The organism is Flagellimonas allohymeniacidonis, from assembly GCF_004296335.1.
GTDB classification, from domain to species: Bacteria; Bacteroidota; Bacteroidia; order Flavobacteriales; family Flavobacteriaceae; genus Flagellimonas; species Flagellimonas allohymeniacidonis.
Map to the genome: position 1 here is coordinate 311,722 of NZ_SGIU01000002.1, position 25,735 is coordinate 337,456.

Below are 25,735 nucleotides of genomic sequence, written 5' to 3' on the forward strand. Positions count from 1 at the left end.
AGATTTGGTTAATACTGGTTAACGCTAAGTTTAACTTAAACTAACTCAAATTAATTTTAAATATGAAAAAGCTTTATGCCCTACTCCCCTTATTAGGGTTATTGTTTATTGCATGTGAGGATGATGACGCCCCGATCACAACTACACCAGACCCAGACCCGCCGGTTTTCTCCGCGGGCACAGCAAATTTTTCGAACTATGTAGCCGTTGGTAATTCCCTTACCGCCGGTTTCTCCGATAATGCCCTATTTAGGGATGGACAAGAGGCTTCTTTACCCAACATGTTGGCTTCCAATTTTGCGCTAGTTGGTGGCGGTGCTTTCAATATTCCTTTTATGGCCGATAATCTTGGAGGAGCTACCCTTCAAGGGAATCCTATTTTAGGCAACCGTTTAATTTTGGCCTTCTTACCAGATGGTCCTTCTCCCGTGCCTGCAGATGGCGTTGGAACCACAGAAATTTCAACCAAGCTGGCAGGGCCTTTCAACAATATGGGTATCCCTGGAGCGAAGAGTTATGAATTGCTGGCTCCAGGATATGGCAGCGTGGCTGGTGTAGCCCTTGGCACGGCTAATCCTTACTTTGCTCGTTTTTCTTCTTCTGAAACAGCAACCGTAATCGGAGATGCTGCTGCACAAGGCCCAACCTTTTTCTCACTTTGGGCAGGAGCCAACGATATTCTGCTCTATGCCACCAACGGAGGCTCTGGCGTGGACAGAACTGGAAATTTAGATCCAACGTCCTACGACCGAAACGATATTACAGACCCCAACGTATTTGCTGGGGCACTCGACGGTATGTTGCAAGCATTAACTGCCAGCGGAGCAGACGGTGTTATTGCCAACCTTCCCAATGTAACGGACATTCCTTTCTTTAATACTGTCCCCTTTGCTCCATTGGATCCTACCAATCCAGATTTTGGACCTCAAATTCCGGTTTTGAATGCCCAGTTTGCTGGCCTTAACTTGGTTTTCCAAGCTTTGGGAGTACCTGAAAGGCAATTTGTATTTTCTGAAACAGCGGCAAGTGCGGTAATAATCCATGATGAAGATTTGCCAAACTTATCTGCTCAAATTACAGGGGCATTAATAATGAACGGAGTGGACGCTGCTACTGCCGGCGTAACAGGGTTTTTATATGGTCAAGCTCGCCAAGCCAATGAGAATGATCTTTTGACCCTAACAAGTTCTTCAGAAATTGCTTCCTTAAATGAAGATGCAGTGACCACTTTGGAAGGACTCGGTCTACCTCCTGCAAGTGCTGCTCAACTAGCGGTCAACGGTATCACCTATCCCTTGGAAGACCAATGGGTGTTGACCCCGCAAGAGCAAGACGCAGTGGAAACTGCATTGATGGCTTACAATCAAACCATTGAAACTTTGGCAACAGTATATGATTTGGCTTTAGTGGACGCCAATGCTTTACTATCCGAATTGAATGCCAATGGAATACCTTTATTGGATGGTAGTACGGTTACAGCAACCTTTGCTACCGGCGGCGGATTTTCATTGGATGGTGTCCACCCTGCGCCTCGGGGATATGCGATTTTGGCCAACGCCTTTATCGATGCCATTGAAGCAAAGTATGGCGCTGAGCTTCCAGGTGTAAACCCTTTGGATTATACAGGACTCTATATCGACTAACATCAACAAAATTTTATACCTTAAAGGCACCGCTTGTCGGTGCTTTTTTTTATTCACCTAATCAAACAACTATGAATTTCATTATTCGCTTATTGATCAATGCCCTGGCAGTAATTATTTTGTCATATGCCTTGCCGGGGGTTGGGGTAGATTCCTTTTTGACCGCTATCATTGTGGCTTTGGTGCTAGGGTTTCTTAACTTTTTGGTAAAACCTATCCTTGTGCTTTTGACCTTGCCCATCACCATTTTAACCTTGGGACTTTTTCTTTTGATCATCAATGCCATTATCATCCTTTTGGCAGCCCATTTTATTTCAGGATTTTATGTGTCCAGTATCTGGTGGGCCATTCTTTTTAGTATCCTGCTCTCGATTTTGCAATCCATTTTGCAGTCCCTTCTTAAAGAAGATAAAAAGAAATGATAAACTTTAAAGTACAGCACTTTAAAAGTTGCTGACCACAAGAAAATATCTTACTTTTGCCACCCGTTTTTCAACAGTAATTTTAAGGTAGAAGGATGAATATTACAAAAGAGCAGATTGATGATCTTAATGCAGTGGTTAAGGTTGCCATCACCAAGGATGACTATCAAGAAAAGGTGGATAAAATCCTTAAAGATTATAGAAAGCAGGCGAATGTGCCTGGCTTCAGAAAGGGGCAAGTACCATTGGGCTTGATTAAAAAGCAATACGGCAAAGCTGTATTGGTAGATGAGGTGAACAAACTGATTCAAGACAATCTCAACAAATATCTTACTGAAGAAAAGTTGGATGTTCTAGGAAATCCGCTTCCCAAGCAAAAGGAAGATTTTGACTGGGACAATGAAACCCTTGATTTTGAATTTGAGTTGGGCCTCGCTCCCAACTTTGATGTTCAATTGAAAACCAAAAAGGCCATTGTTCAGTACAAGATTGTTGCCGATAAGAAGATGATCGATGAACAGGTTGAACGTATTCAAAAACAATACGGAAAACTAGTTACCAAAGCAGAGGTAGGTAAAGTTGCTGAGGTCATCGGCATCTTCAAAAATGAGGCTGAGGAAATCGAAAACAAGAGCACTCTTGAAATCGATAAAATAAAAAGCAAAAAAGCCGTAAATGCCCTTTTAGGGAAAAAAGTTGGGGAAGAAGTTACCCTAAATACCAAAGGTCTTTTCAAAGAGGATTATTTGCTTTCCGGTGCCTTGGGAATCGATAGGGAAAAGGCCGAAAAATTGAACATCGATGTAACATTTACCATCGAGGAAATCAATGAAAGACAAGCTGCTACTCTAGATCAAGAATTGTTCGACAAACTTTTTGGAAAGGACAATGTGACCTCTGAAAACGAGCTTCGGGACAAAATCAAGGAGGATTCTGAAAAGCAATTCGAGCAGCAGTCTGATCAAAAATTATTGAACGACATAACCGAAAGGTTAATAGACAATACAAAGTTTGAACTTCCTGCTGAGTTTTTAAAAAAATGGATTCAACTTAGTGGAGAAAACCCATTAAGTGATGACGAAGCTTCCGAGGAGTATGAAAAATCAGAAAAAGGTCTTCGCTATCAATTGATTGAGGGTAAAATAATCAAGGAGAACGACCTCCAGGTACAGTTGGAAGAATTAAAAGAGTTTTCCAAAGGATTCATCAAATCCCAAATGGCCCAGTACGGTCATTTGAATCCTTCTGAGGAAGAATTGGAAAACATCTCCATGCGGGTTTTGGGCAATCAAGACGAGGTGAAAAGATTATCAGAACAATTGATGAGCCAAAAATTATTGGACCTTTATAAGGAAAAGGCCAATCTTAAGGTTAAGGAGGTGTCCTATGACAACTTCATTAAGGAAGCATATAGCTAAGCTTGGTCTAAAAGAAAATAAGTATCTTTACGGTGCCGAAAAACATAGTTTTCGGCACCTTTTTTTTAAGCTAAATTGAACAAAATCCTATGGATTACGGAAAAGAATTCGAAAAATATGCTACCCAACACTACGGTATAAACAGCATGTACTACGACAAAATTGTTAGTAGTATGTATCCCGTAAATATGACCCCAAATATTATTGAGGAAAGACAACTCAATGCCATTGCCATGGATGTTTTCTCCCGTCTTATGATGGACCGAATCATATTTATGGGAACCGGAATCAATGATCAAGTGGCAAATATTGTACAGGCCCAGTTGTTGTTCCTTGAAAGTGCCGATGCCTCAAAGGATATTCAAATCTACATCAACTCCCCAGGTGGAAGCGTTTACGCCGGTCTAGGGATTTATGACACCATGCAGTTCATCAAACCTGATGTGGCCACCATTTGTACGGGAATTGCCGCTTCCATGGCCGCAATCTTACTATGTGCAGGTGAAAAGGGAAAAAGAAGTGGCCTTACCCATTCAAGGGTCATGATACACCAACCTTTGTCTGGAGCTCAGGGACAGGCCAGTGATATTGAGATTGCAGCAAAAGAGGTCCTGAAAATCAAAGATGAGCTTTACCAAATCATTGCAAACCATTCAGGACAGAAGTTTGACAAGGTATATGAAGACAGTGACCGTGATTTCTGGATGAAGGCTCCAGAGGCAAAAGATTATGGGATGATCGACGAAGTTTTGGTAAGGGAACCCTAATAATTCCGAACCAATAAGTCAAAAAAAAACAGTTATCACGCGTACAAAACTCTCCTTTTTTTACGTTATTGTACGTTGAACCTCAAAGGTTAGTATGGCCAAGGAAAATTTAGAATGCTCTTTTTGTGGTAGAAAGAAACCGGAAACCAACCTCTTGATTGCCGGTTTAGATGCCCATATCTGTGATCGATGTATTGAACAGGCCCATAGCATTGTAGCCGAAGAATCGAAACAATCAAAAAATCAAGATTTATCTTCTGAGCTCATTTTGAAAAAGCCCATGGAGATCCGCGATTTTTTGGACACTTTCGTCATTGGTCAAGAACGTACCAAAAAGGTCATGTCCGTAGCTGTGTACAATCATTACAAAAGGTTATTGCAGCCCAAAGGAAAGGACGATGAGGTTGAAATACAGAAGAGTAATATCGTAATGGTAGGCCAAACAGGAACGGGAAAAACCTTGATTGCCAAAACTATTGCGCGTATGCTCAATGTTCCTTTGGCCATTGTGGATGCCACGGTGCTTACGGAAGCCGGTTATGTTGGAGAAGATGTGGAGAGTATTTTGACCCGTTTGCTTCAAGCAGCGGACTACAATTTGGAAAAAGCAGAGCGGGGCATCGTTTTTATTGACGAAATCGATAAAATCGCACGCAAAAGTGATAATCCCTCCATTACGAGGGATGTTTCTGGGGAAGGTGTTCAGCAAGGTCTATTAAAACTTCTGGAAGGTACCGTTGTCAACGTTCCACCAAAAGGTGGGCGTAAACACCCCGATCAAAAATTTATCGAAGTCAATACAGAAAACATTCTTTTTGTGGCGGGTGGTGCTTTTGATGGTATTGAACGGATCATCACCAAAAGGCTGAATATGCAAGCGGTGGGTTACAGTGCTTCAAAGGCAGAGGAAAGTCTGGACAGTGAGAATCTTCTGCAATACATTATTCCCAGGGATTTAAAGGAATTTGGATTGATTCCAGAGATTATTGGTAGACTTCCCGTACTGACCCATATGAACCCTTTGGATGCAAAAACCTTGCGGGCCATCCTCACCGAACCTAGGAATGCCATCATCAAACAATACGAAAAGTTGTTTGCCATGGACAATATTACATTCAGCATTACCGAGCAGGCTCTGAACTACATTGTTGAAAAAGCGGTGGAATACAAATTGGGGGCCCGAGGACTTCGATCTCTATGTGAAGCTGTTTTTACCGATGCCATGTTTACTTTACCAAGCAGCGAGGAAAAAGAATTTAAGGTAACCAAGGCCTACGCGGAAGAGAAGTTATCTCATGAGACCATTAAAAAGTTAAAGGCAGTTTCTTAAAGTTCAACCGCCTTGTTGGTCACTTTTTGTAGCAATCCCAAACAAACTTCTGAAATAATCTTTTCGTCAGAATATAACTCGTGACCAAAACCTGGAACGATCTCCATTTTGGCGCCTACCTTACTGGCCCAATCCATTTTGGGTTTAAATTCATCACATTCTCCAAAAATTAGGCGCATTGCCACATTGGGCTTTCGCTCCTCAAATCGAACTCTAGTAGGCGAAACTGCGGTTAATGATTTCATGGGCAGGCCTTTTAAAGCGGCCTTATATGCTATGGTCCCTCCAGTACTAAAAGCCAAATAATGACAGGCTTCAGCTTCCTTCTTTAACAAATGGGCCACCGCTGTATCCATACCACCCTCCACAAAAGCCTTATGGATATTATCCTCAGTAGAAACTCTAACGTCTACGTTTCCAAGCTGTTGGCAGTCATAAAAGACAATATTGAAGTATTGCTGGAGGTATCCAAAGTAGGAGGTGATCCAAAGACCTTTTTTTACGCCCCACATATCAGAAAGTACAACGAGTTTTTCAGCCATTTTACGGTTTGGTTATAGTCTGTTCAACGATTAGGATGTGAAATTTCAACAGAAAAACTCGAAAATGCGCAATTAATTGTTCATCTGAAGCAATTCTTCGATGTACGTTCTTTCATTGGACAATCTTGGTATCTTATGTTGCCCTCCCAATTTATCTTTAGATGCAAGCCAGTCACGGAACAAGTTTTTGCGGCCTAAATGCACTGTGGGCATTCCCAAGGTCATATTATTGTAGCGTTTGGCCTCATAGTCGGAATTCAAGGATTTTAAGGCATTATCCAAGAATTCAGTGAAGTAGGCGACATCCTTGGGTGGCTTTCTAAATTCAATGATCCATTCATGCCCTCCTTTTTCCGAACCGTTCATAAAAATGGGCGCTGCCGTATAGTCCATGATTTCCGTATCTGTTTTGATACAGATTTGCTTAAGTGCCTGTTCGGCGTTTTCAATGATCAATTCCTCACCAAAAGCGTTGATATGATGTTTGGTCCGCCCTGTTATCCGAATCCGGTAAGGGTTTTTTGAGGTAAACCGTACCGTATCCCCAATTTTGTATCGCCACAGACCCGCATTTGTGCTGATGACCAAGGCGTAGTTCACCCCAATCTCAACTTCCCATAATGGTATGGCCAGCTCCTCTCTTCCATAAACGTCCATGGGAATGAACTCATAGAAAATACCATAATCCAGCATCAGCAATAAATCTTCCGAGTTGTTTCGGTCTTGAATGGCAAAGAAACCCTCACTGGCATTATAGGTTTCGTAGTAGTTAAAATTTCGCCTTGGTAAAAGTTTTTTGAATTGATCTCGGTACGGGGCAAAACTTACTCCCCCATGAAAATAAACTTCCAGGTTTTCCCAAACTTGAAACAAATGTTCCGAACCGGTTCGTTCAAGAACATCATTGAGCAAGACGAGCATCCAAGATGGCACTCCGGCCAAGCTGGTCACATTTTCGGTCAAACTCTCCTGAATAATGGCCTCTAATTTTGAATCCCATTCGCTCATCAAAGACACCTTATTGCTTGGCGTACTACTAAACTCTGCCCATAGGGGCATATTGTCTATCAAAATTGCCGAAAGGTCACCGAAAAAGCTCCCACTGTCTTCATAAAGCTCCTTACTCCCACCCAAGCGAAGGCTCTTGCCCGTAAAAAGCTGTGAATTTTCATTATTGTTCAAGTACAAACAGAGCAAGTCTTTACTGGACTTGTAGTGGCAATCTTCCAAAGCCTCCGAACTTACCGGAATAAACTTGCTTTTTGCATTTGTGGTCCCGCTACTTTTTGCGAACCACTTGATGTTGGTTGGCCAGAAGAGGTTTTGCTCACCCTTTCGGGTTCGCTCAATTAAAGTGGCGATATCTTCATATTCCACCAGGGGGACCCTTTCACGAAATGCCTCATATTTCAATCTATCACCAAAACCGTGTTGTTTTCCCATTACCGTATCCTTAGAAAAGTCAATCAAATAGGAAAGAACTTCGCTTTGCACATCCAACGGATACTTTAAAAAAAGCTCAATCTGATGGTAACGCTTTCTCAGTAACCAAGAGGCTATGGAGTTGAATAATGGTATTGGCATTTTAGGTATCTTTATCCTACATAAGGTAGGACCTTTGGCTAAAATAGGTCATCTCCTTTTCATTATCAAATCCAATAAAACTCAATAATTCCACTATGCTGTATGAAGGCGTGTTGCGCAAAATGCAAACTGAACTTGGCAGTCCCATCCAATATTTTTTGGTATTCGAAAATGATTTTTTGAACATGAACCAAGCGCTGAACAAGCAGCTAAAAATCGAGTTCATTAAATATCAGTGCCTAAATTGTGGAGAAAACCGACCCATTTACAGACAAGGCTTTTGTAAAAGTTGTTTTTATGAAACCCCTGCCGCAGGGGAATGGATCATGAAACCTGAGCTCAGCAAGGCGCACTTAGATCAAGAGGACCGTGATTTGGAATATGAAAAGAAAGTACAACTACAACCCCATATTGTGTATTTGGCCAATTCGAGCAACGTGAAAGTTGGGGTAACCCGAAAATCCCAGGTCCCAACGCGTTGGATTGATCAAGGGGCCCATGAAGCCATTGCAATTGCCGAAGTGCCCAATCGCTATTTGGCAGGAATTACCGAAGTTGCCCTAAAAGATTTCGTCAGTGACAAAACAAGCTGGCAAAAAATGCTCACCAACCGTTTGGAAGATGTAGATTTAGTGGAATGGCGTGAACGTTTGAAAGACAACATTCCCGAGGAAGCAAAAGAGTTTTTTCTGGAAAACAATGGTGAAACGGAATTGGAATTCCCAGTACTTCAATATCCAGAAAAAGTAAAGAGTCTTAACCTTTCCAAAACACCCTCGTATTCGGGAATGCTTAAGGGCATAAAAGGTCAATACCTCATCTTTGAAGATAGCACGGTTTTCAACGTTCGGGGCAGCGAGGGGTATTATGTGGGAATTGATATCCGGTAAATGCGCATGAAAAGGTTTACCTCAGATATTACAACGCTTTCCCTAAAAAAATGAAGCATCCTTTAAGGGAACATATCGAGGAAATTATTGCAGTTACCGACGACGAATTCGACTTCATTTTAGGCCATTTCTCACCCCTGCAAAAGCGCAGACATCAGTTTTTGGTAGAAGAAGGAAAGATTGCGGATAAAGAATATTGGGTGGTCAAGGGATGTGTCAAAAGCTACTTCTTTGATGAGGAGGGAAAAGAACACATTCTTCAGTTTGGGATGGAAAACTGGTGGATTACGGATTATGAATCCTTTGTGACCCAAACCCCTTCAAAAATCTATATCGACTGCCTTGAGGACAGTGAACTGCTATATATTACCCACGAAAACCGGGAAAAATTAACCTCCCAAATGCACAAAATGGAACGTTTTTGGGCCAAAAAAAGTAAGTTTGGCCGAATCGCTCTTCAAAATAGAATTTTATCCCTACTCAAAAACTCGGCAAAAGAACGCTACAATGTGTTGCTTGCCCAATATCCTCAGCTATTTCAGCGTGTTCCAAAAAAATTGATAGCGGCATATCTCGGGGTATCCAGAGAAACGCTTAGCAGATTGAACGATTAGATAAGAGAATATTATTTCTCTATTCTCCTTCTCTTCACTTAGCGCATTTCGTCTTCATACAAGGTGACACACCTCACAAATTATTTGTGATTTTTCTCCTAACATCAGGGCTAAGCATGCCCATAATTTTGTGTCATATTTAAATCATACTGTTATGCCATACATTAACATTCAGGTTACGGATGAAAACGTGACCAAAAACCAAAAACGTCAGTTAATTGAGGGGGTAACCCAGCTTTTAGTCGACGTTCTCGACAAGAATCCCAAAACTACCCATGTGGTCATTCAAGAGGTACCCATCGATAATTGGGGATTCGATTCAAAACAATATTCAGAAACAAAAAAACAATGAAAATGAAAAATCAAACCGTAATTATTACTGGGGCTTCAACCGGAATTGGGAAGGGAATCACTAGCTACTTCCTTGAAAAGGGCAGTAATGTAGTTATGAACTCTTCTAACGAGGAAAATCTAAAGAAAACGTATGAATCATTGGGAGCTCCATCCAATGCGGCTTGTTTAGCCGGAGATGTCAGTAACCCTAAAACAGGGCAAAAACTTGTGGCCTTAGCGCTTGAAAAGTTCGGCAGTTTGGACGTACTCATCAACAACGCTGGCGTATTTGCCCCTAAACCCTTTTTAGATGTTGACGAAAGCGACCTGGATTATTATTTCAACGTCAATCTCAAAGGAACCTATTATACCTCACAAGCTGCTGTCTCAGAAATGGTAAAGCAGAACAACGGTTCTATTATTAACATCGGAACAGTGTTGGTAGACCATGCCATCGACGGATTTCCTTCGTCGGCACCCATTACCAGCAAGGGGGCTATTCATGCATTGACCAGACAGTTGGCCGCAGAGTTCGGTAAACATAACATTAAGGTCAACACCATTGCTCCAGGCATCATCAGAAGTCCACTACAAGGTAAAATTGGGGTGGAAGATGCAGACAGTCTGGCCGGGTTGCATTTGTTAAACCGAATTGGGGAAACCCATGAAGTTGCAGAAGCCGCCTATTACTTGGCCACAGCAGATTTTGTAACGGGAGAAACTATAAACGTAGCGGGCGGTCATACCGTTGGCCATGCTATTTAAATAGGTTGATATGTATCAAAATGAAATAGCCGCAATAGAGCAATTGATCGCAAATTACTTCAATGGAATTTTTAAGGGAGATGTGACCTTATTGGGTTCATGTTTCCAGGAAGATGTGACCATTTATGGGGACATTGAAGGCAATGAATATAAAAAAAGTGTAAGCAGTTACTTGGATGGGGTAAAAAACCGAAAAAGTCCTCGAGAACTCAACGAAGAATTTGCCATGAACATTATTGGAGTAGATGTAATGGGCAAAATAGCCATGGCGAAATTGCATGTTCCCATGTTGGGGTATAACTACTACGATTATTTGTCTTTGTGGAAAATAGACGACACTTGGAAAATTGTGAACAAGGTGTTTACCCATGTCACTTAATTGGGAATGAGAAATGGCTTGGTTGAAAAATACCAAGCCATTTCTATACTTTTTAACTGGGGGTTGGCAATTAATTTTCCTCATTAAACACTAGGTCGATTTCCCCACCTGTTTGATAATAGGTTCTATGGTGGCTTTGTCTATATAATCAAATCCTTAGCGTTCTACTTTACTGGCTTTTGGGGTCTGGGTTTAACAGGGCGGCAATGTGCAACGAAGACTTCGCCAATAACAAAACAAAGGAGTTTAACACACCTGTTTTTGGATAACTACATACGAATTTGAAACAATTTCTGTGATAACTCGTCTAAGGGTTAAGATACCATGGCCACTAGATTTTGAAAAAGCTTCTCTGTCTCTTTTTCATCGGACTTTTAAGTTCAAATTGCGCTGATTACACCAAAAAAAAGGAAATCAGCAACAACTTCGATTTGTCTTTGAAAATACAAGGAGAGTTGGATTCAATAAATCGGGTAAGCAATAGTCTGGTAAGGACACCAGAAACAAGCAAAGAAATTGTTCAAAATGATTCACTGACAAGAAGAATTAGCTATTTCACTGATAATATTATAGCGCTGCTGATTGAATCGTATGGAAAGGTAGAAACGGATACTATTCTTAAAACTTTGGGAGAACTGGATAACTCAGGTTTTATCCCTAGAAATCTTTATGATAAGATGACCATTGAAGATTTCTCTACGGAAATTGGAAAAAAGGCCAAAAAAAAATACTTAGCTCATTTATCATCGATAAGAAAAAAGCAGACCAGTATTGAAAATGTAAATCTCATATCAGAAGACTTCATCGTTTACAGAGTTTTAGAAAAAGATACGGTTTCCCTCATAAAAGTGCTATCCAACCATAAGGGGCACACCGTTCTGGATTTTTGGACCACATGGTGCGCGCCATGTAGGGCATTCAATCGAAACTTTGCCAAGGAATATCAAAAATTCAATGAAAGTGGTATACTCGTTATTGGACTAGGAGTTCGAGTACATGATGAGATTGAAAAGGAAAAATTCTTGACTGCTGTCCAAAACGATAACACTCCTTGGAAGCAGTACATTGATCTTGACAATCGACTTTATGATCGATTTAAAACCAAAAAGGTTCCTTTCCAAGTTCTTCTGGATGAAGAAAACAAAATAGTGAAAATCCTTTCATATGATATGGAAACCGAGCTTGAAGAATTAATACAAAGTCAATAAAATTCCAACCTGGGACGTTTAATTGATTTTAATCGTTTACGCTATCTTTCTTCTTTTTCTTCAACAAGCCCCCTAAAAGTGACTTGGCTGTTTTCTTGACTGGATCTTTGTCAGTTTCCGTGGAATCAGAAGTTTCTTCGTCTTTACCCCCCAATAAAGACCCCAGAACTTCCTTGGCAGCGGATTTTTCAGTATTGGTGGAATCCTTTCCTTCGGATTTGAACACGTCTGAAATTAAATCCTTAGCGGAATCCTTTCCCTTGTTGAGCAATTTTTGTTTTTGAATCTCCACCAATTGATGGGTAAGTTTACTTACGCCAGACGACAAATCTGTATTTACCGATGGGTTGGTATAGCTACCTCCAATATTGGCCACAACAGGAATGGTGATATCCTCCAAATCGGAATCATCCATCTGGGCGATGAGGTTGTTCACCTCACTTCCCAAATACTTGGCAGGAACGTCAAGAGTGGCTTTGTAATCGAGTTGTTTTTCAAAACTGTGCCCTCCTGAAACGTTCACGGCAATATCCTTATAATTTACCGTGAAAGGTTTTACAGAAACTAGACCGTTATCAAAATTGAGAACGGTCTTCAAATCATCAAGATTCAAATCTTTGGCATCCAAAAAATCCAATTGCCCGTTAAAGGCCGACAGAAGGGGTGCCTTTTGAGTGTTGACCTGAGTTGCCAAAAGTTCCGCCAAAATATTTCCTGAAATTGTTGCCAAATTTGGTGTGAAATCCTCCTTTAAGTTCCCAGAAATTTCGATGTCTGAATTGAGTTTTCCCTGCAAGGCGTTAGCAATGGGCGCAACCACCTTGAATAAATCCAAGGCCTGAAAAGATTCCCCGATATTAAAATTGTCCATGCCCAAATTCATGGCAAAAGTGGGAATGGACTCCTTGGTGGAAACGGAACCTTGAAGGCCCAACGTACCGCCAAAAAGATTGGATTGAAATCCATCCAGCGTAACCGTTTCATCCTTAATGACCATTGTCCCTTCAACGTTTTTCAAATTCAAATTGTCATATAGAACCGTATTTGCCTTAGCCCGTATCGTGCAATCCAAAAAAGAAGGGATCTTTAGCTGCTCGTCGGCATCAGATGTGTTCGTATCCGGTTCGGCTTCCGAGGTTTCATCCACCATAAAATCGTTTACAGCAAAGGTGTCGGAACTCAAATTGAAGTTCCCTTGCATATCCTCTTCATTGAACAGAAAGCCCAGAAAGTTCGTCAAGGTGCCAGATGCTTTAAAATCCGTACTGCCGGTCTTTCCATGAAAGGAATTCAAGACAACCGTTTGCGGATTAAAGGTTAAGGACGCAGAACTTATGGCTAAAGGGTTTTTCAATTCCGCACTGGTATACTCAAAATTTGATACCGCCAAGGTGCCTGAAGTCCTGGTTCGCTCATAGTGCTTATTCTCCACTGAGGCCATATCAAAGGCCGTGGTCACGTCCGCTTCTAAAATTCCTTTCAAATTGTAATCTTCGGGCATGGGGTAAACTTGTGAGAGATTGCCCAAATTCATTCTTCCATCTGCATGGGCATTGACCTTGGTATTTCCCAATAAATCAGTGATACGGGAATTGACACTAAAACGGTCTTGTCCGATCATAAAAGATAACCTTTTAATGTCCACATAAGTGTCTTCGGTAACCCCTGTTGTGTTGGCAATTAGAGCATCAATGAAAATATTCCGTACGGTCTGGGGTAATTCTGGATACTTGAATGAGGCATCATCGGAGTTTAACTTGATTTGAAACGTTGGAATATGTTCCTCATCCGCTATCCCCTTTAATTTTCCATCAACAGAAAAGTTTCCGGTGGTCTGAACATCTTCAATGTTTTTGGAATAGGTCTCTGGAATAACGGCCAAAAAATTCTTGAAATCTGACGAAGGCGTTCTAAAGCTGATATCAACTTCTTGATTCTCTTCATTGACTTGTACAAATCCCTCAAAAACCAAAGGCAATTGGTTTACCAAAGCTTTGTTTTCCAAAAATGAATATCGATTGTTCTTTAAGTCAATACCGATGAGGGCATCCAGAAACAATTTATTGTTTTTCAAATATTGAATACTGTCCAACTCAAAGGATACCGAGGCATCGGTCAAAGTCTTTAATTCAGAGGTTTCAAGGGAAAGGTCTCCGGTACCTGAGTGGTTCATCTCGGTAATTTCGAGGTGCATTCCACTGGCAAAATCATCGTAAACCACTTTGGATTCAAGTATTTCATAGGAATCCAATGCCAGAGTAAAACTATCATCCGTTGTATTGGACGTTGATGCTTCACTGGACTCTTTTCCAATATCGTAGTTCGCATTTTCCAAAGAATCAACCTTAATGGCCAAATGGGCACCGGCAATCTTTAAACTTTTTATGGCAATGGGTTCTTCCGCACTTTTAAACAACTCACCGATACCCATTTTTAATTCAATTGCATCGGAAGCAAAAAGGGTATCCCCTTCAAATGGCGCTTGATTGACCAGCGAAATGCCCTTAAGGGCAACATTGGCGTTGGGAAAGCTTTTAAGCAGGCTCAGTTGTGCTTCATCAATGGTCAAGGTCGCATTGATACTGTTATTGACTTTTTTGGTAATGATCTGTGCAATCTCACCCTTAAAAAAAAAGGGAAGGGCAATCAACAATACTAACAGAAGCAGTAGGGTTATTCCGGTGATTTTGAGAACCTTCTTTTTCATTTTATAAGATTTGAGAATACAAAGTAAAAGGGTAGCTGCTAATTGAGCGATATCTCTTCCCCTATTTTTAAGTTAAATCTTTTTCTTAGAAGATATACGAAAAAATAGAGCAAAGGGGTGTCCAAGAGGGCAATCATTATCTTAAAAACGAACCCACTCAAAACCAAACCGTAGAATTTATCCCAAGGAAGAACCCCAAAAACACATAGCAATCCCACTACAGTAAGGGTGTCCACAAATTGGGAAGAAAAGGTTGAAAAATTGTTGCGGAGCCAAAGCATTCTGCCCTCAGTAAGGCGTTTCCAAAAATGGTATATGGAAATATCGATGTACTGCGCGAAGAGGTAAGCCAACATCGACGCCAGTACCCCTAGAGGAGACAATCCAAAAACTTTGATAAAAGTTTCATCATCAATACCAGAATCTGCAATGGCAGGGACCTCATTGGCCACAAAAATGATCAGCATGGAGAAAAAGGAGGCGAAAATACCTGCAGTCACAACCTGGTTCGCCTTTTTCTTTCCATAGATTTCAGAAATAAGGTCAGTGATCAAAAAAGTGATGGGATAGGGCAATATCCCCACGGATAGCTCAAACAAAGGTGCCCCAAAAACGGTGACATCCCCAAAGGGTTTCCAATAAAAAAACTTTTGAAAAATAAGGTTGGAAACCACCAAGGAGGTGATGAACAATGCGCCCAAATAAAGATATATGGAAAACGCAAGCCGTTTATCTTTTTGCGTCATTCCCCTATTTGATATTTAAGCTGAAGGGCATTTTTGCCTGAACTCCTTTTTGTTTGTTAAACTGTTTAAATTCTTTGAGCACCTGATACACCTCGGTACCTATTTCCTCCTCAATCAATTCTGAGGTAATTTTAGATTTTGCTCCGCTAAAATCTTCCATAAATCGTTCAAAATCGGATTTGTACTTCGGATATTTTCGAATGCCATAAATATCAAGTTCCGCCATTTCGGCTGCAGCTCCAACGGCATCTTCCAAACTTCCCAATTCATCTACCAGTCCCAATGCTATGGCTTCTTGTCCACTCCATACACGACCTTGGGCCACCGAATCAACTTCGGCCACACTCATGTTCCTGCCTTCCGCAACCCGCTGTAAAAAAGTATTGTAAGTTTCCTCTATTCCTTCTTGTACCACCTGTCTAAAGGAATTGCTCATGGGTTCAAAAAGTGAGTAATCCACCGAGTTTTTGTTGGTTCCCACCTGCTCGGCATTGATTCCTATGTCTCCCGCCAATTCGTTGATATTGGGAATTGTTCCAAAGACACCTATGGAACCTGTAATTGTCGTGGGCTCCGCAAAAATTTTATCTCCACCTACCCCGATGTAATATCCGCCGGAAGCTGCGACATTCCCAAATGAAACCACTACGGGTTTTTCTTTTTTCACAAGTTGTACCTGTCGCCAAATAATATCGGAAACCAATGCACTACCTCCAGGAGAATCAACGCGCAATACAATCGCTTTTACATTGTCGTTCTTCATAGCCTTTTGCAGCGATTTAATAACAATGCCCTGACCAATAAAGTCCTTTCCTCCTTCCCCATAATAAATCTCACCTTGGGCATAGATAACGGCCACTTTGTCCTTTCCTGTTTGTAGTTTTTTCTTGCGGGCGTTACGCATATAATCATTAAAATCAACATAGTTGACCTCTTCATCTTCCGCCATGCCAAGCTCATTTTTCAAAAGGCCCTCATACTCATCAAAATGCAGGGTTTCATCTATGAGTCCAGAAGCAACCGCATATGTTGGCGTTCGGGCGCCAAGGGTATCAGCGATAACATTCAGATTGTCTTGATGTATATTTCGGGAATAGGATATATCATCTATCATCGTTTTCCAAAGCGAAATGAGCAAAGCTGTAATCTGCGCCCTGTTCTCCTCACTCATCGAATCGAATAAATAGGGTTCCACGGCACTTTTATATTTCCCATGCCGAATCACTTCCATTTTTATCCCTGATTTTTCTTGTAGATCTTTAAAATAAAGTACTTCCGTCGCCAAGCCCTTAAAATCCATCGCACCTACGGGATTAAGATAGATTTTGTCCGCCACGCTGGCTAAATAATAGTCCTTCTGTGTAAAAAAGTCGGAATGGGCGTAAACGAATTTGCCCGATAATTTGAAATCGACCAAAGCCTTTCGAATTTCTTGGGTTTGGGCCAGCCCGGCCTGCAAAAAACTGGTGGTGAGGCTAATACCCCGAATATCCTTATCGGAAGCCGCAACTTTTATGGTATGTAGAATATCATCCAAGCCTACTTCGTCTTCCCAAAGTCCAGCGAAGGGGTCTGTCTCATCCCGACCTACATAATCTTTGACCGAATCGGTAAAGCTCAACTCCAAAACCGAATTCTTTTTTACCACCACTCCGTCATCTCCACTGCCCACCAAGGCAAAGAAGAAAAAGAACATCACGAACAAAATTCCGACAGCAATCAATGTTCCCAGAATGGCAGCCAACAAATTCCTCAAAAACTTCATTAAAAATCATTTAATTCAACATCAAAGATAACCATTGTTGTATTGTTTTGCTTACTTTGTTTTCTTGATTATGGGCAAAACGCACAAGGTATATCTTTCGTTGGGAAGTAATTTGGGAGAGCGGTATGTAACGCTTCAAAAAGCCATATTTGAAATAGGTCATCGCCTGGGTTCGGTGGAAGATGTCTCCGCGGTTTATGAAAATCCCGCTGTCGGCTTTGACGGTGAGGATTTCTTAAATGCCTGCATTTTAGTGGAGACGGAGAAACCCCCTTCCGAAGTGCTGGCGACCATCTTGGAACTGGAGCAAGACCATGGAAGGCTTAGGACCCTAGCCGAAGGTTATCAGTCACGTACTCTGGATATCGATATTCTCTTTTATGATCACGAGGTCATCGATATGGAGAACCTCAAAATTCCGCATCCAAGTCTCCCAACACGAAGTTTTGTGTTGAAACCTCTGGCCGATATCGCTCCGCAATATTATCATCCCCTCTTGAACAAGGATGTTCGCAACTTGTTGCAACAGACCAAAGACCGTCAAAAAGTAAGAAAAACAAAACTACGGCTGTTTCGGAATCGGTCGGAGCTCTTCAACCAATTACAGTTTCTTTCGATTGAAGGAAATATTGGGGCGGGCAAGACCACCTTGTCGCAAATGATTGCCAAGGACTTCAATGCGAAACTTGTACTGGAACGTTTTGCCGACAACCCCTTTCTGCCTAAATTCTATGAGGATCAATCCCGTTTTGCCTTCCCATTGGAAATGTCCTTTTTGGCCGACCGCTATCAGCAGTTTATGGACGATACCACCCAGTTTGATTTGTTCAAAAACTTTATGGTAAGTGATTACGACATCTTTAAATCCCTGATTTTTGCCAAAATCACCTTGCAGCAAGATGAGTTCAACCTATACCGAAAGGTATTCAACTTCATGTACAACGAGGTTAAAAAACCCGATATCTACTTGTACCTCTATCAAAACACCGAACGTCTTTTAGAAAATATAAAAAAACGGGGAAGGGATTATGAGCAAAATATTGAGGCCGCGTATTTGGAAAAAATCAACAGGGGGTATCTTGATTTCATCAAAAGCCACACCCAACAAAACAGCATTGTACTGGATGTTAGCGATTTAGATTTTGTATCCAACATTTCGGACTATGAAACGGTTTTAAAACAGCTCGATGAGCACATGCTCCGCTTCTTGATTTAAGATAATTTTGGGAAAAATGTTTGGATATAACGAATGGTTTTTTAATATTAGCTGCCTCTAACAGAGAAACTAACTAACTCAAACTATATGTTAAGCCCTGCAAATGCAGGGCTTTTTTTATTTCTGGAGCTGAAATTTTGACCAAAGGTCCCAGACCACTACCCCCGTACTTACCGAAATGTTCAAGGAATGCTTGGTGCCAAATTGGGGAATTTCCAATACTCCATCACAGGCCGATACCACATCTTGGGCGACACCTTTTACTTCGTTGCCGAAAATCAAGGCCATTTTCTTGCCTTTTTCAGGATAGAAATCATGAAGCATCACCGTATTCTCGGCTTGCTCCACAGCTATAACCTTAACACCCTCCTTTTTGAGCGCTTTCACCAATTCCAAAGTGTCCTTGCAATACGCCCAATCCACACTTTCGGTAGCTCCCAAAGCGGTTTTCCGAATGTCCTTGTGCGGTGGGGTGGCCGTTATGCCACAGAGGTAGATTTTTTCAATCAAGAAGGCATCTGCCGTTCGAAAAACGGATCCAATATTGTTCAGACTTCGGATGTTGTCCAAAACAAGAATAAGCGGAGTTTTTGTCGCTTGTTTGAATTCTTCGACATTCAATCGTTCCAATTCTTCATTTTCCAATTTCCGCATGCCTAGTTTTCAACTTTAGGGTTCAAAATATCAACAATTATTTTTGGGATTGCCGGAAAAAACTACATTAGTCCAACCAGTTCGCCCACAAAAATAAACGAATTAAATCCATTGGCAGATAAAGAAAAATCAAAGAAGGTAACCCCCTTGATGCAGCAATACAACGCCATCAAGGTGAAGCATCCTGATGCGTTATTACTCTTTCGGGTCGGGGATTTTTACGAGACTTTTGGAGAGGATGCCATCAAGGCTTCAAAAATCTTGGGCATTATCCTTACCCACAGAAACAATGGCGGGGACAAGACCGAACTTGCCGGATTTCCCCATCATTCCTTAAACACTTACCTGCCCAAACTGGTACGTGCCGGCGAACGTGTGGCCATTTGTGATCAGCTGGAAGACCCAAAAATGACCAAGAGCATCGTGAAACGCGGGGTCACTGAGCTCGTTACGCCTGGGGTCGCTTTAAATGATGATATTCTTACCTCAAAAAGCAACAACTTTTTGGGGGCCCTGCATTTTGGCCCCCGAAATTTTGGCATCGCCTTTTTGGATATTTCCACAGGGGAGTTTTTGACCGCCGAAGGGTCAATGGATCAAATGGATAAGCTTTTGCAGAATTTTTCTCCATCTGAACTATTGATCTCCAAAAGCCATAAAACCGAGATTTCCGAAAAGTTGGGTCCAGCCTATCACACCTTCTTTTTAGAAGATTGGATTTTTCAAGAAGACTATGCCCATGAAAGCCTTACCCAGCATTTTAAGACCAAAAACCTCAAGGGTTTCGGTATTGACCATCTCAAAAACGGAATCATAGCTGCAGGTGCCATTTTTCACTACCTATCGGAAACCCAGCATACGCGTCTGCAACATATCACCAAAATTCAGCGAATTGCCGAAGAGGACCATATTTGGATGGACCGGTTCACCATCAAAAACCTCGAGCTGTATCAATCCCATAATGCCAATGCCATTACCCTCGTCGATGTAATTGACAAAACCATTTCACCCATGGGAGGTCGCCTACTTAAACGTTGGTTGGCCCTTCCTTTGAAAAACCTGGAGGGCATTAAAAAAAGACATCGGGTGGTGGCCCATTTAAAAGCGTCGCAAGACCAGCTAGAAAAATTGCAACATTGGATTAAGCCGATGGGCGACTTGGAGCGCTTAATCTCAAAGTTGGCCACGGGCAAAATCAATCCTAGGGAAGTCATCCAACTAAAAAATAGCTTGGAAGCAGTGGTCCCCATAAAACAATTGGCGCAAGAGAGTGAAAATGAGGCCATGGCCCAAATGGGAACCCAACTGGATGCTTGCGAAGCTTTACGGTCCAAAATCAAGGAAGTGCTCAAAGAGGAAGCCCCCATTCAAATCGCCAAAGGTGATGTCATTGCTGAAGGGTATTCCGAAGAATTGGACGAGCTTCGTGCCTTAGCCTTTTCAAGCAAGGATTATCTCGACAAAATGTCGGCTCGAGAGACCGAAAATACCGGCATTACATCATTGAAAATTGCCTCCAACAACGTATTTGGGTATTACATCGAAGTGCGGAACACCCATAAAGACAAGGTACCTGAATCTTGGATTCGCAAACAGACCTTGGTGAATGCCGAACGGTACATTACGGAAGAACTCAAAGAATATGAGGCCAAAATTCTAGGGGCCGAAGAACGCATTCTCCACCTGGAACAACAACTCTTTGAACAGTTGCTCATGTGGATGCAGGAGTATATCGCTCCGGTTCAAAAGAATGCATATCTCATTGCACAACTCGACTGTCTGGGCAGTTTTGCCGAATTGGCGCATCAAAATCAATATGTGTGCCCCGAAATGGACGATTCCACCGTTTTGGAAATCAAGGAGGGTCGTCATCCTGTTATTGAAAAGCAACTACCACTTGGGGAAAGCTACATTGCCAATGATCTCACCCTCAACCGGGATGACCAACAAATTATCATGGTGACCGGACCCAATATGAGTGGAAAATCGGCCATTTTGAGACAAACCGCGCTTGTGGTACTCCTGGCACAAATGGGAAGTTTTGTCCCCGCCTCCTCCGCTCGCATCGGACTGGTGGATAAAATCTTTACCCGGGTAGGGGCCAGCGACAATATTTCACTGGGCGAATCCACCTTTATGGTCGAAATGAACGAGACAGCCAGTATTTTGAACAACCTCTCCGAACGCAGTTTGGTGCTACTGGATGAAATTGGTAGGGGCACCAGCACCTATGATGGCATTTCCATTGCTTGGGCCATTTCGGAGTATTTGCACGAGCATCCATCCCGTGCGAAAACGCTTTTTGCCACCCACTACCACGAGTTGAATGAAATGACCAAGACCTTCGAGCGGATAAAGAACTTCAACGTCTCGGTAAAGGAGCTTAAAAACAAGGTGCTTTTCTTAAGAAAACTCGTGCCCGGCGGAAGCGAGCACAGCTTCGGAATCCATGTGGCCCAAATGGCAGGAATGCCACAACAAGTGGTTCAGAAAGCATCGAAAATTCTAAAAAAGCTGGAAAAATCCCATTCCAGTGAAGAGATTTCCGATAAGTTGCAGCAAGTGGGCCAAAATGAAATGCAACTCAGTTTTTTCAACTTGGATGACCCCTTGTTGGAGGAAATTAGGGATGAAATTTTGCACTTGGACATTGATACCTTGACCCCTGTTGAGGCCCTGATGAAACTCAATGAAATCAAACGCTTGTTGAGTAAAAAGAAAAAAGCTTCCTCCTAAATTTCTTTCTATTTTAGAGAAATGTATTAAATTTGCATCCGCATCAATGAAAACGATGCTGGTGTTCTTTTAAATGCGAAAATAGCTCAGTTGGTAGAGCATCACCTTGCCAAGGTGGAGGTCGCGGGTTCGAATCCCGTTTTTCGCTCAAAAACGCTGTTCGCAGCGTTTTTTTGTTTAAGTCCTGCTCGAGTGGTGGAACCTGCCTGCCGGCAGGCAGGTTGGTAGATAAAAGAGTTGATGGAAACGTTCTATGCTTATGCGCTAAGTAGTTTGAAAAGAAACTATATTTATGTCGGGATAACTTCCGACGTTAGAAGAAGGCTCAATGAACATAACTCGGGGAAAAACAAAACGACCAAGCCTTACAGACCTTTTGTTTTGATTTTTGAAAAGGAATTTGAAACAAGGTTGGAGGCCAGAAATTATGAGAAGAAATTAAAATCAGGCTCCGGAAAGGAATTCCTGAAAAGTTTGGTCAACACATAGCATGATCAAATGATTAAATTAAGTCCTGCTCGAGTGGTGGAATTGGTAGACACGCCGGACTTAAAATCCTGTGGGCATTTTGCCCGTGCGGGTTCAAGTCCCGCCTCGAGTACAGATGTATGCAAAAGCCAGTGAAAAATCACTGGCTTTTTTGTTTTGAAGGGCGAGCCGAACCTGTTCGAGCGCAGTTCAGAGAAACGAAAAAGCACAACGCAAGGAGGGCTTTTGCATGTTCAAGATGTTCGAAAGAGACTCAGCGGAGCTAATTCCCGCCTCGAGTACAGATGTATGCAAAAGCCAGTGAAAAATCACTGGCTTTTTTGTTTTAAGAATTCCACTGAGTAAAATTAGGAGAATTTAAACAGTCGGTAATCTAGGCTTTTGTTACCTTGAGAATTGTGAAATAAGAGTCTCACCATGTCAGGAAAATATTGGGTACTGGTTTTGTTCGTTATTTTGGTTTTTTCAGCACTCCTCGCATTTCATACCATTCCGCTTGATTCCCAAATTCAAACGGCTCTCCCCTTTAAAAATGTCACCAACACCAACCTCGAAGGCATTGACACCTCCAAAAACTCCATGGACGTAGAGGCCGTAGACATTGATAAGGACGGTGACTTGGATTTGGTAATTGCCAAGGAATTTCAACCCAATCAAATCCTTATCAATGATGGTTCCGGAAAATTTACAGATGAAAGTCGGTCAAGACTTCCCCAAAACCGTCATGATTCCGAGCATATTGCCATCGCCGATTTCGATAACGACAACGATTTGGATATCATCTTCGTAAGTGAAGATGACAAAACCAATGAGTATTATCTCAATGATGGAAAGGGCTTTTTCAAAAAATCCAGTGCCCTGCAAAATTTTCTTGGAGTTTCCAATGTGGTTATAGCTCCGGATGTAAACAACGACGCCCATCCCGACCTGATCATCGGAAACCGGGGCAATAATTTTTTGTTGATCAATGATGGAAAGGGAAATTTCAAAGATGAGTCCAAAAAAAGACTGGATTTGAACTCCGAAACCACCCAAGATATGGAAGCGGTGGACATTGACAATGATGGGGATTTGGATTTGTTGGAAGCCAATGAATCTATCAGTCGTATATTGATAAATGATGGAAACGGACATTTCACTGATGAATCACAAGAACGGTTGAACATCGGAAAGCACCAAACCCGTGAAATCGAAGCTGGGGATTTGGACAATGATGGGGACATCGACCTCTTTTTGGCCAATGTGGATTTTGGCGGAATCGGCAATCCCCAAAATCGACTGCTTATCAATGATGGAAAAGGCTATTTCCAAGACATCACGGCTACGGGCCTACCTTCAAGCAGTTTAAGAACGGTCGGGGCCCTGTTGTATGATCTGGACCATGATGGCTTTTTGGATATTGTGGCCGGAAATCGTTTTAACGGTATGCAACAATTGGTGCTACTGAACAATGGAGAAAACACCTTTGTAGACCACACTGCTGACTATTTTCCAAAACTCGATCATTATACCTTTGATGTTGCCTTCGCGGATTTCAATGGGGACGGCCTTGCTGATGTTTACTTGGCCAATTTTAGGGGAAGCGATGTGTTGCTTTTCCAAACCAAACCATAGGTTCTCCCCCACTGTATTTTACTTTACTGCCCTAGCTCTCAGCAAGAAGCTATATTTCAAAACCCCCATTCGTCAATTCATTTCAAGCACCCATCAATTCATGGTCTATTAAGGTTTTCACCCTCCCTAGTTTTACCCAAAACTATGAAAACCAAATTCTTATGAAAGCATTAAAACTTTTTAGCGCGGCCCTCATGGCCGTTACCCTTTGTTTAACCTCCTGCTCCCCCGAGGACGGTACAGATGGACAGCCCGGTATAGACGGTCAACAAGGGAATACTGGCCCGGTAGGTGATATGGGCTCAACTGGCGCAACTGGCGAAAACGGTGTCGGTTTTGATGAACTAACCCAATACGGAAATGTCTCCCTAGTGTTAAAAGGCACCCGACTGGACGGCGTTGAATTTGAGGATTCTGCCTTGTTTAAGTTCACCCCTATAGATTTTGATGATGAATATCAGAACAACACCTACATACACGATGAATCCCTAGATAACGTATTTGTTTTCACCAGATATCTGAGTTCTCCCGGGGATTCGCCTCAGCAGACCTATGTACAATTTTATGTCGAGGTTTCCAATTTGGGAGAAACAGACCAAGCCATTACCTACAAATCTTTTTACATCAATGATTATGCTGTAATTGGAGATGACAACAAATACTTTGTTGTAGACAATGGCTATGATGATGATGAAACTGAAATTTCCAGCTTTACCATCACCGACCTGACCTTTGATGAAGAGACCCACAATCTTACTTTTTCATATGCAATAGCTGTTAATGCAGATTATGAAGGGAACGGAACCGGGCATGACCTCAGCATCTCCGGCGAAGTAGACGTTATCGTGTTTGAGGAAATTACGGGCATTTAATTCCAATGTTGGGGCCTGTTTCTCGCGAGTCTCTATTTATCAACATATTAAATAAAAATATCATGAAACTACCAAAACTATGTTTGTTGGCCCTCATGGCCGTTACCCTTTGTTTAACCTCCTGCACCGGCGAAGACGGTGCCGACGGAATACCAGGTATGGATGGAGCACCTGGAGCAACCGGTGCCACTGGGGCAACAGGCGATATGGGTGCAACCGGCGAAAACGGCGTCGGCTTTGACGAACTCACAAAATATGGCCATATCGGCCTTAAACTTGAGGGCACGCGGCCCGATAATGTGGCTTTTCAAGATTCAACAGCATTTAAGTTCTATTCAGTAAGTGGAGAATACATGTATTACATAAATAACTTATCCATTTCCGAAGAAGGCGAGGACATAACTCATGATTTTGATTTCCAACGTTTTCTCAGTGCTCCTGACGATGTATATCAGTCGAGTTATATCTATTTTGATTTGGTCATTACCAATTTGGGGGAATCAGATGAGGTAATTGATTACTTGGAAATCGAAATTAATGGCTACACTGTTCTTGGACAGGACAATAAGTACTTCGTAATCGATGACATACATAGATTGGGAGACATCGGGGTCACCGACTTTGTCCTCACCGACCTAGTTTTTGACGATGAGACCAACCACCTTACCTTTTCATATTCCCTTAATGTTGATGCTGAAAACAACGATTCTGAGAACGATTTGAGTATTTCGGGAGAAGTCGATGTCATTGTATTTGAGGAAATAGGTTCATCCGGTGGTGGTTTGTAGCATACTGTTCCCAAGCTTTTCGATACAATTTCAAAATTACTTGTAGCACGATTAACATATTGTACAAAAGCCAAGGTTAAACCTTGGCTTTTTTTGTTCGTTTGAGTGATTACTAAAAAAACCTCGAGAGTGTCACCCGCAAAAAGCTGTCCTCCCGAAAATTCCCCAAAATAAGGATGGAGCGCATACTTTACATTTCCTAGTAGTTCATATTTTTCTTTTTCAAAGAGGCTACTACCCTACAATTTTCTAA

At 41.9% G+C, this 25,735-nt stretch carries 23 protein-coding genes and 2 tRNA genes; 19 read left to right on the forward strand and 6 right to left on the reverse strand.

Going from position 1 to position 25,735, the window contains the following annotated elements:
- Positions 1–62 precede the first annotated feature (62 nt).
- The 5 genes from EW142_RS09780 (at position 63) to clpX (ending at position 5,580) form a co-directional block, all read left to right on the forward strand.
- Positions 63–1,643, forward strand: a complete 1,581-nt coding sequence (locus EW142_RS09780) for an SGNH/GDSL hydrolase family protein (RefSeq protein WP_130613364.1) — start codon at positions 63–65, stop codon at positions 1,641–1,643.
- Between the two features lie 71 nt (positions 1,644–1,714).
- A complete protein-coding gene (locus tag EW142_RS09785) occupies positions 1,715–2,065 on the forward strand; it encodes a phage holin family protein (RefSeq protein ID WP_130613367.1) in 351 nt (116 codons plus the stop codon).
- Between the two features lie 95 nt (positions 2,066–2,160).
- Positions 2,161–3,483: a trigger factor gene (gene tig / locus EW142_RS09790; protein WP_130613370.1), complete on the forward strand. Its 1,323-nt coding sequence runs from the start codon at positions 2,161–2,163 to the stop codon at positions 3,481–3,483.
- 89 nt (positions 3,484–3,572) lie between these two features.
- A complete protein-coding gene (clpP, locus tag EW142_RS09795; RefSeq protein WP_130613373.1) occupies positions 3,573–4,250 on the forward strand; it encodes an ATP-dependent Clp endopeptidase proteolytic subunit ClpP in 678 nt (225 codons plus the stop codon).
- Between the two features lie 94 nt (positions 4,251–4,344).
- Entirely contained in the window at positions 4,345–5,580 is a 1,236-nt protein-coding gene (gene clpX / locus EW142_RS09800; protein WP_130613376.1) for an ATP-dependent Clp protease ATP-binding subunit ClpX, read from the forward strand.
- On the opposite strand, the gene EW142_RS09805 is transcribed toward clpX, so the two are convergent.
- Together EW142_RS09805 and EW142_RS09810 are read right to left on the reverse strand one after the other, a co-directional pair.
- A complete protein-coding gene (locus tag EW142_RS09805) occupies positions 5,577–6,122 on the reverse strand; it encodes a hypothetical protein (RefSeq protein ID WP_130613379.1) in 546 nt (181 codons plus the stop codon). The two genes, clpX and EW142_RS09805, sit on opposite strands and share 4 nt — an antisense overlap.
- Before the next feature lie 72 nt (positions 6,123–6,194).
- Complete coding sequence (locus EW142_RS09810; protein WP_130613381.1) at positions 6,195–7,706, reverse strand: GH3 auxin-responsive promoter family protein; 1,512 nt, start codon at positions 7,704–7,706, stop codon at positions 6,195–6,197.
- A gap of 95 nt (positions 7,707–7,801) precedes the next feature.
- Here EW142_RS09810 and EW142_RS09815 point away from each other — a divergent pair, with 95 nt between their 5' ends.
- The 6 genes from EW142_RS09815 to EW142_RS09840 all read left to right on the forward strand — a co-directional run bounded on the left by EW142_RS09815 (position 7,802) and on the right by EW142_RS09840 (position 11,895).
- Positions 7,802–8,596, forward strand: a complete 795-nt coding sequence (locus EW142_RS09815; protein ID WP_130613383.1) for a DUF2797 domain-containing protein — start codon at positions 7,802–7,804, stop codon at positions 8,594–8,596.
- A 50-nt stretch (positions 8,597–8,646) separates the two neighbouring features.
- The gene (locus tag EW142_RS09820; RefSeq protein ID WP_130613385.1) at positions 8,647–9,210 is read left to right on the forward strand and encodes a Crp/Fnr family transcriptional regulator; all 564 of its coding nucleotides are present in this window, start codon (positions 8,647–8,649) and stop codon (positions 9,208–9,210) included.
- 154 nt (positions 9,211–9,364) lie between these two features.
- Positions 9,365–9,562: a tautomerase family protein gene (locus tag EW142_RS09825; RefSeq protein WP_130613387.1), complete on the forward strand. Its 198-nt coding sequence runs from the start codon at positions 9,365–9,367 to the stop codon at positions 9,560–9,562.
- Between the two features lie 2 nt (positions 9,563–9,564).
- Positions 9,565–10,308 carry an SDR family NAD(P)-dependent oxidoreductase gene (locus EW142_RS09830; RefSeq protein ID WP_130613389.1) on the forward strand — a complete coding sequence of 248 codons (744 nt, stop codon included), beginning with the start codon at positions 9,565–9,567 and terminating at the stop codon, positions 10,306–10,308.
- A gap of 10 nt (positions 10,309–10,318) precedes the next feature.
- On the forward strand, positions 10,319–10,687 hold the full coding sequence (locus EW142_RS09835; RefSeq protein WP_130613391.1) for a nuclear transport factor 2 family protein: 369 nt from the start codon (positions 10,319–10,321) through the stop codon (positions 10,685–10,687).
- Between the two features lie 338 nt (positions 10,688–11,025).
- Entirely contained in the window at positions 11,026–11,895 is an 870-nt protein-coding gene (locus tag EW142_RS09840; RefSeq protein WP_130613393.1) for a TlpA family protein disulfide reductase, read from the forward strand.
- 28 nt (positions 11,896–11,923) lie between these two features.
- On the opposite strand, the gene EW142_RS09845 is transcribed toward EW142_RS09840, so the two are convergent.
- The 3 genes from EW142_RS09845 to sppA are packed head-to-tail and all read right to left on the reverse strand — an operon-like array spanning position 11,924 to position 17,113.
- Positions 11,924–14,602: an AsmA-like C-terminal region-containing protein gene (locus EW142_RS09845; protein ID WP_130613395.1), complete on the reverse strand. Its 2,679-nt coding sequence runs from the start codon at positions 14,600–14,602 to the stop codon at positions 11,924–11,926.
- A gap of 38 nt (positions 14,603–14,640) precedes the next feature.
- Complete coding sequence (locus EW142_RS09850) at positions 14,641–15,348, reverse strand: queuosine precursor transporter (RefSeq protein ID WP_130613397.1); 708 nt, start codon at positions 15,346–15,348, stop codon at positions 14,641–14,643.
- A 4-nt stretch (positions 15,349–15,352) separates the two neighbouring features.
- Positions 15,353–17,113 carry a signal peptide peptidase SppA gene (gene sppA, locus EW142_RS09855; protein WP_130613399.1) on the reverse strand — a complete coding sequence of 587 codons (1,761 nt, stop codon included), beginning with the start codon at positions 17,111–17,113 and terminating at the stop codon, positions 15,353–15,355.
- Positions 17,114–17,183: 70 nt separating this feature from the next.
- On the opposite strand from sppA, the gene folK reads away from it, so the two are divergent.
- Entirely contained in the window at positions 17,184–18,329 is a 1,146-nt protein-coding gene (gene folK / locus EW142_RS09860) for a 2-amino-4-hydroxy-6-hydroxymethyldihydropteridine diphosphokinase (protein WP_130613401.1), read from the forward strand.
- Between the two features lie 117 nt (positions 18,330–18,446).
- Here folK and EW142_RS09865 read toward each other — a convergent pair whose 3' ends face one another.
- A complete protein-coding gene (locus tag EW142_RS09865) occupies positions 18,447–18,983 on the reverse strand; it encodes an RNA methyltransferase (RefSeq protein ID WP_130613403.1) in 537 nt (178 codons plus the stop codon).
- Positions 18,984–19,133: 150 nt separating this feature from the next.
- Here EW142_RS09865 and mutS point away from each other — a divergent pair, with 150 nt between their 5' ends.
- From mutS to EW142_RS09900, 7 genes are all read left to right on the forward strand, one after another.
- Positions 19,134–21,719: a DNA mismatch repair protein MutS gene (gene mutS / locus EW142_RS09870; RefSeq protein WP_130615656.1), complete on the forward strand. Its 2,586-nt coding sequence runs from the start codon at positions 19,134–19,136 to the stop codon at positions 21,717–21,719.
- Positions 21,720–21,794: 75 nt separating this feature from the next.
- Positions 21,795–21,867, forward strand: a tRNA-Gly gene (locus EW142_RS09875).
- A gap of 92 nt (positions 21,868–21,959) precedes the next feature.
- Positions 21,960–22,208 (forward strand): GIY-YIG nuclease family protein, encoded by a 249-nt coding sequence (locus EW142_RS09880; protein ID WP_130613405.1) that lies wholly within the window; start codon positions 21,960–21,962, stop codon positions 22,206–22,208.
- A 27-nt stretch (positions 22,209–22,235) separates the two neighbouring features.
- Positions 22,236–22,320: transfer RNA gene (locus EW142_RS09885), tRNA-Leu, on the forward strand.
- 305 nt (positions 22,321–22,625) lie between these two features.
- Positions 22,626–23,822: an FG-GAP repeat domain-containing protein gene (locus EW142_RS09890; RefSeq protein ID WP_130613407.1), complete on the forward strand. Its 1,197-nt coding sequence runs from the start codon at positions 22,626–22,628 to the stop codon at positions 23,820–23,822.
- A 161-nt stretch (positions 23,823–23,983) separates the two neighbouring features.
- A complete protein-coding gene (locus EW142_RS09895; RefSeq protein ID WP_130613408.1) occupies positions 23,984–24,694 on the forward strand; it encodes a collagen-like triple helix repeat-containing protein in 711 nt (236 codons plus the stop codon).
- Positions 24,695–24,756: 62 nt separating this feature from the next.
- Positions 24,757–25,482 (forward strand): hypothetical protein, encoded by a 726-nt coding sequence (locus EW142_RS09900; RefSeq protein WP_130613410.1) that lies wholly within the window; start codon positions 24,757–24,759, stop codon positions 25,480–25,482.
- Positions 25,483–25,735: the final 253 nt, after the last annotated feature.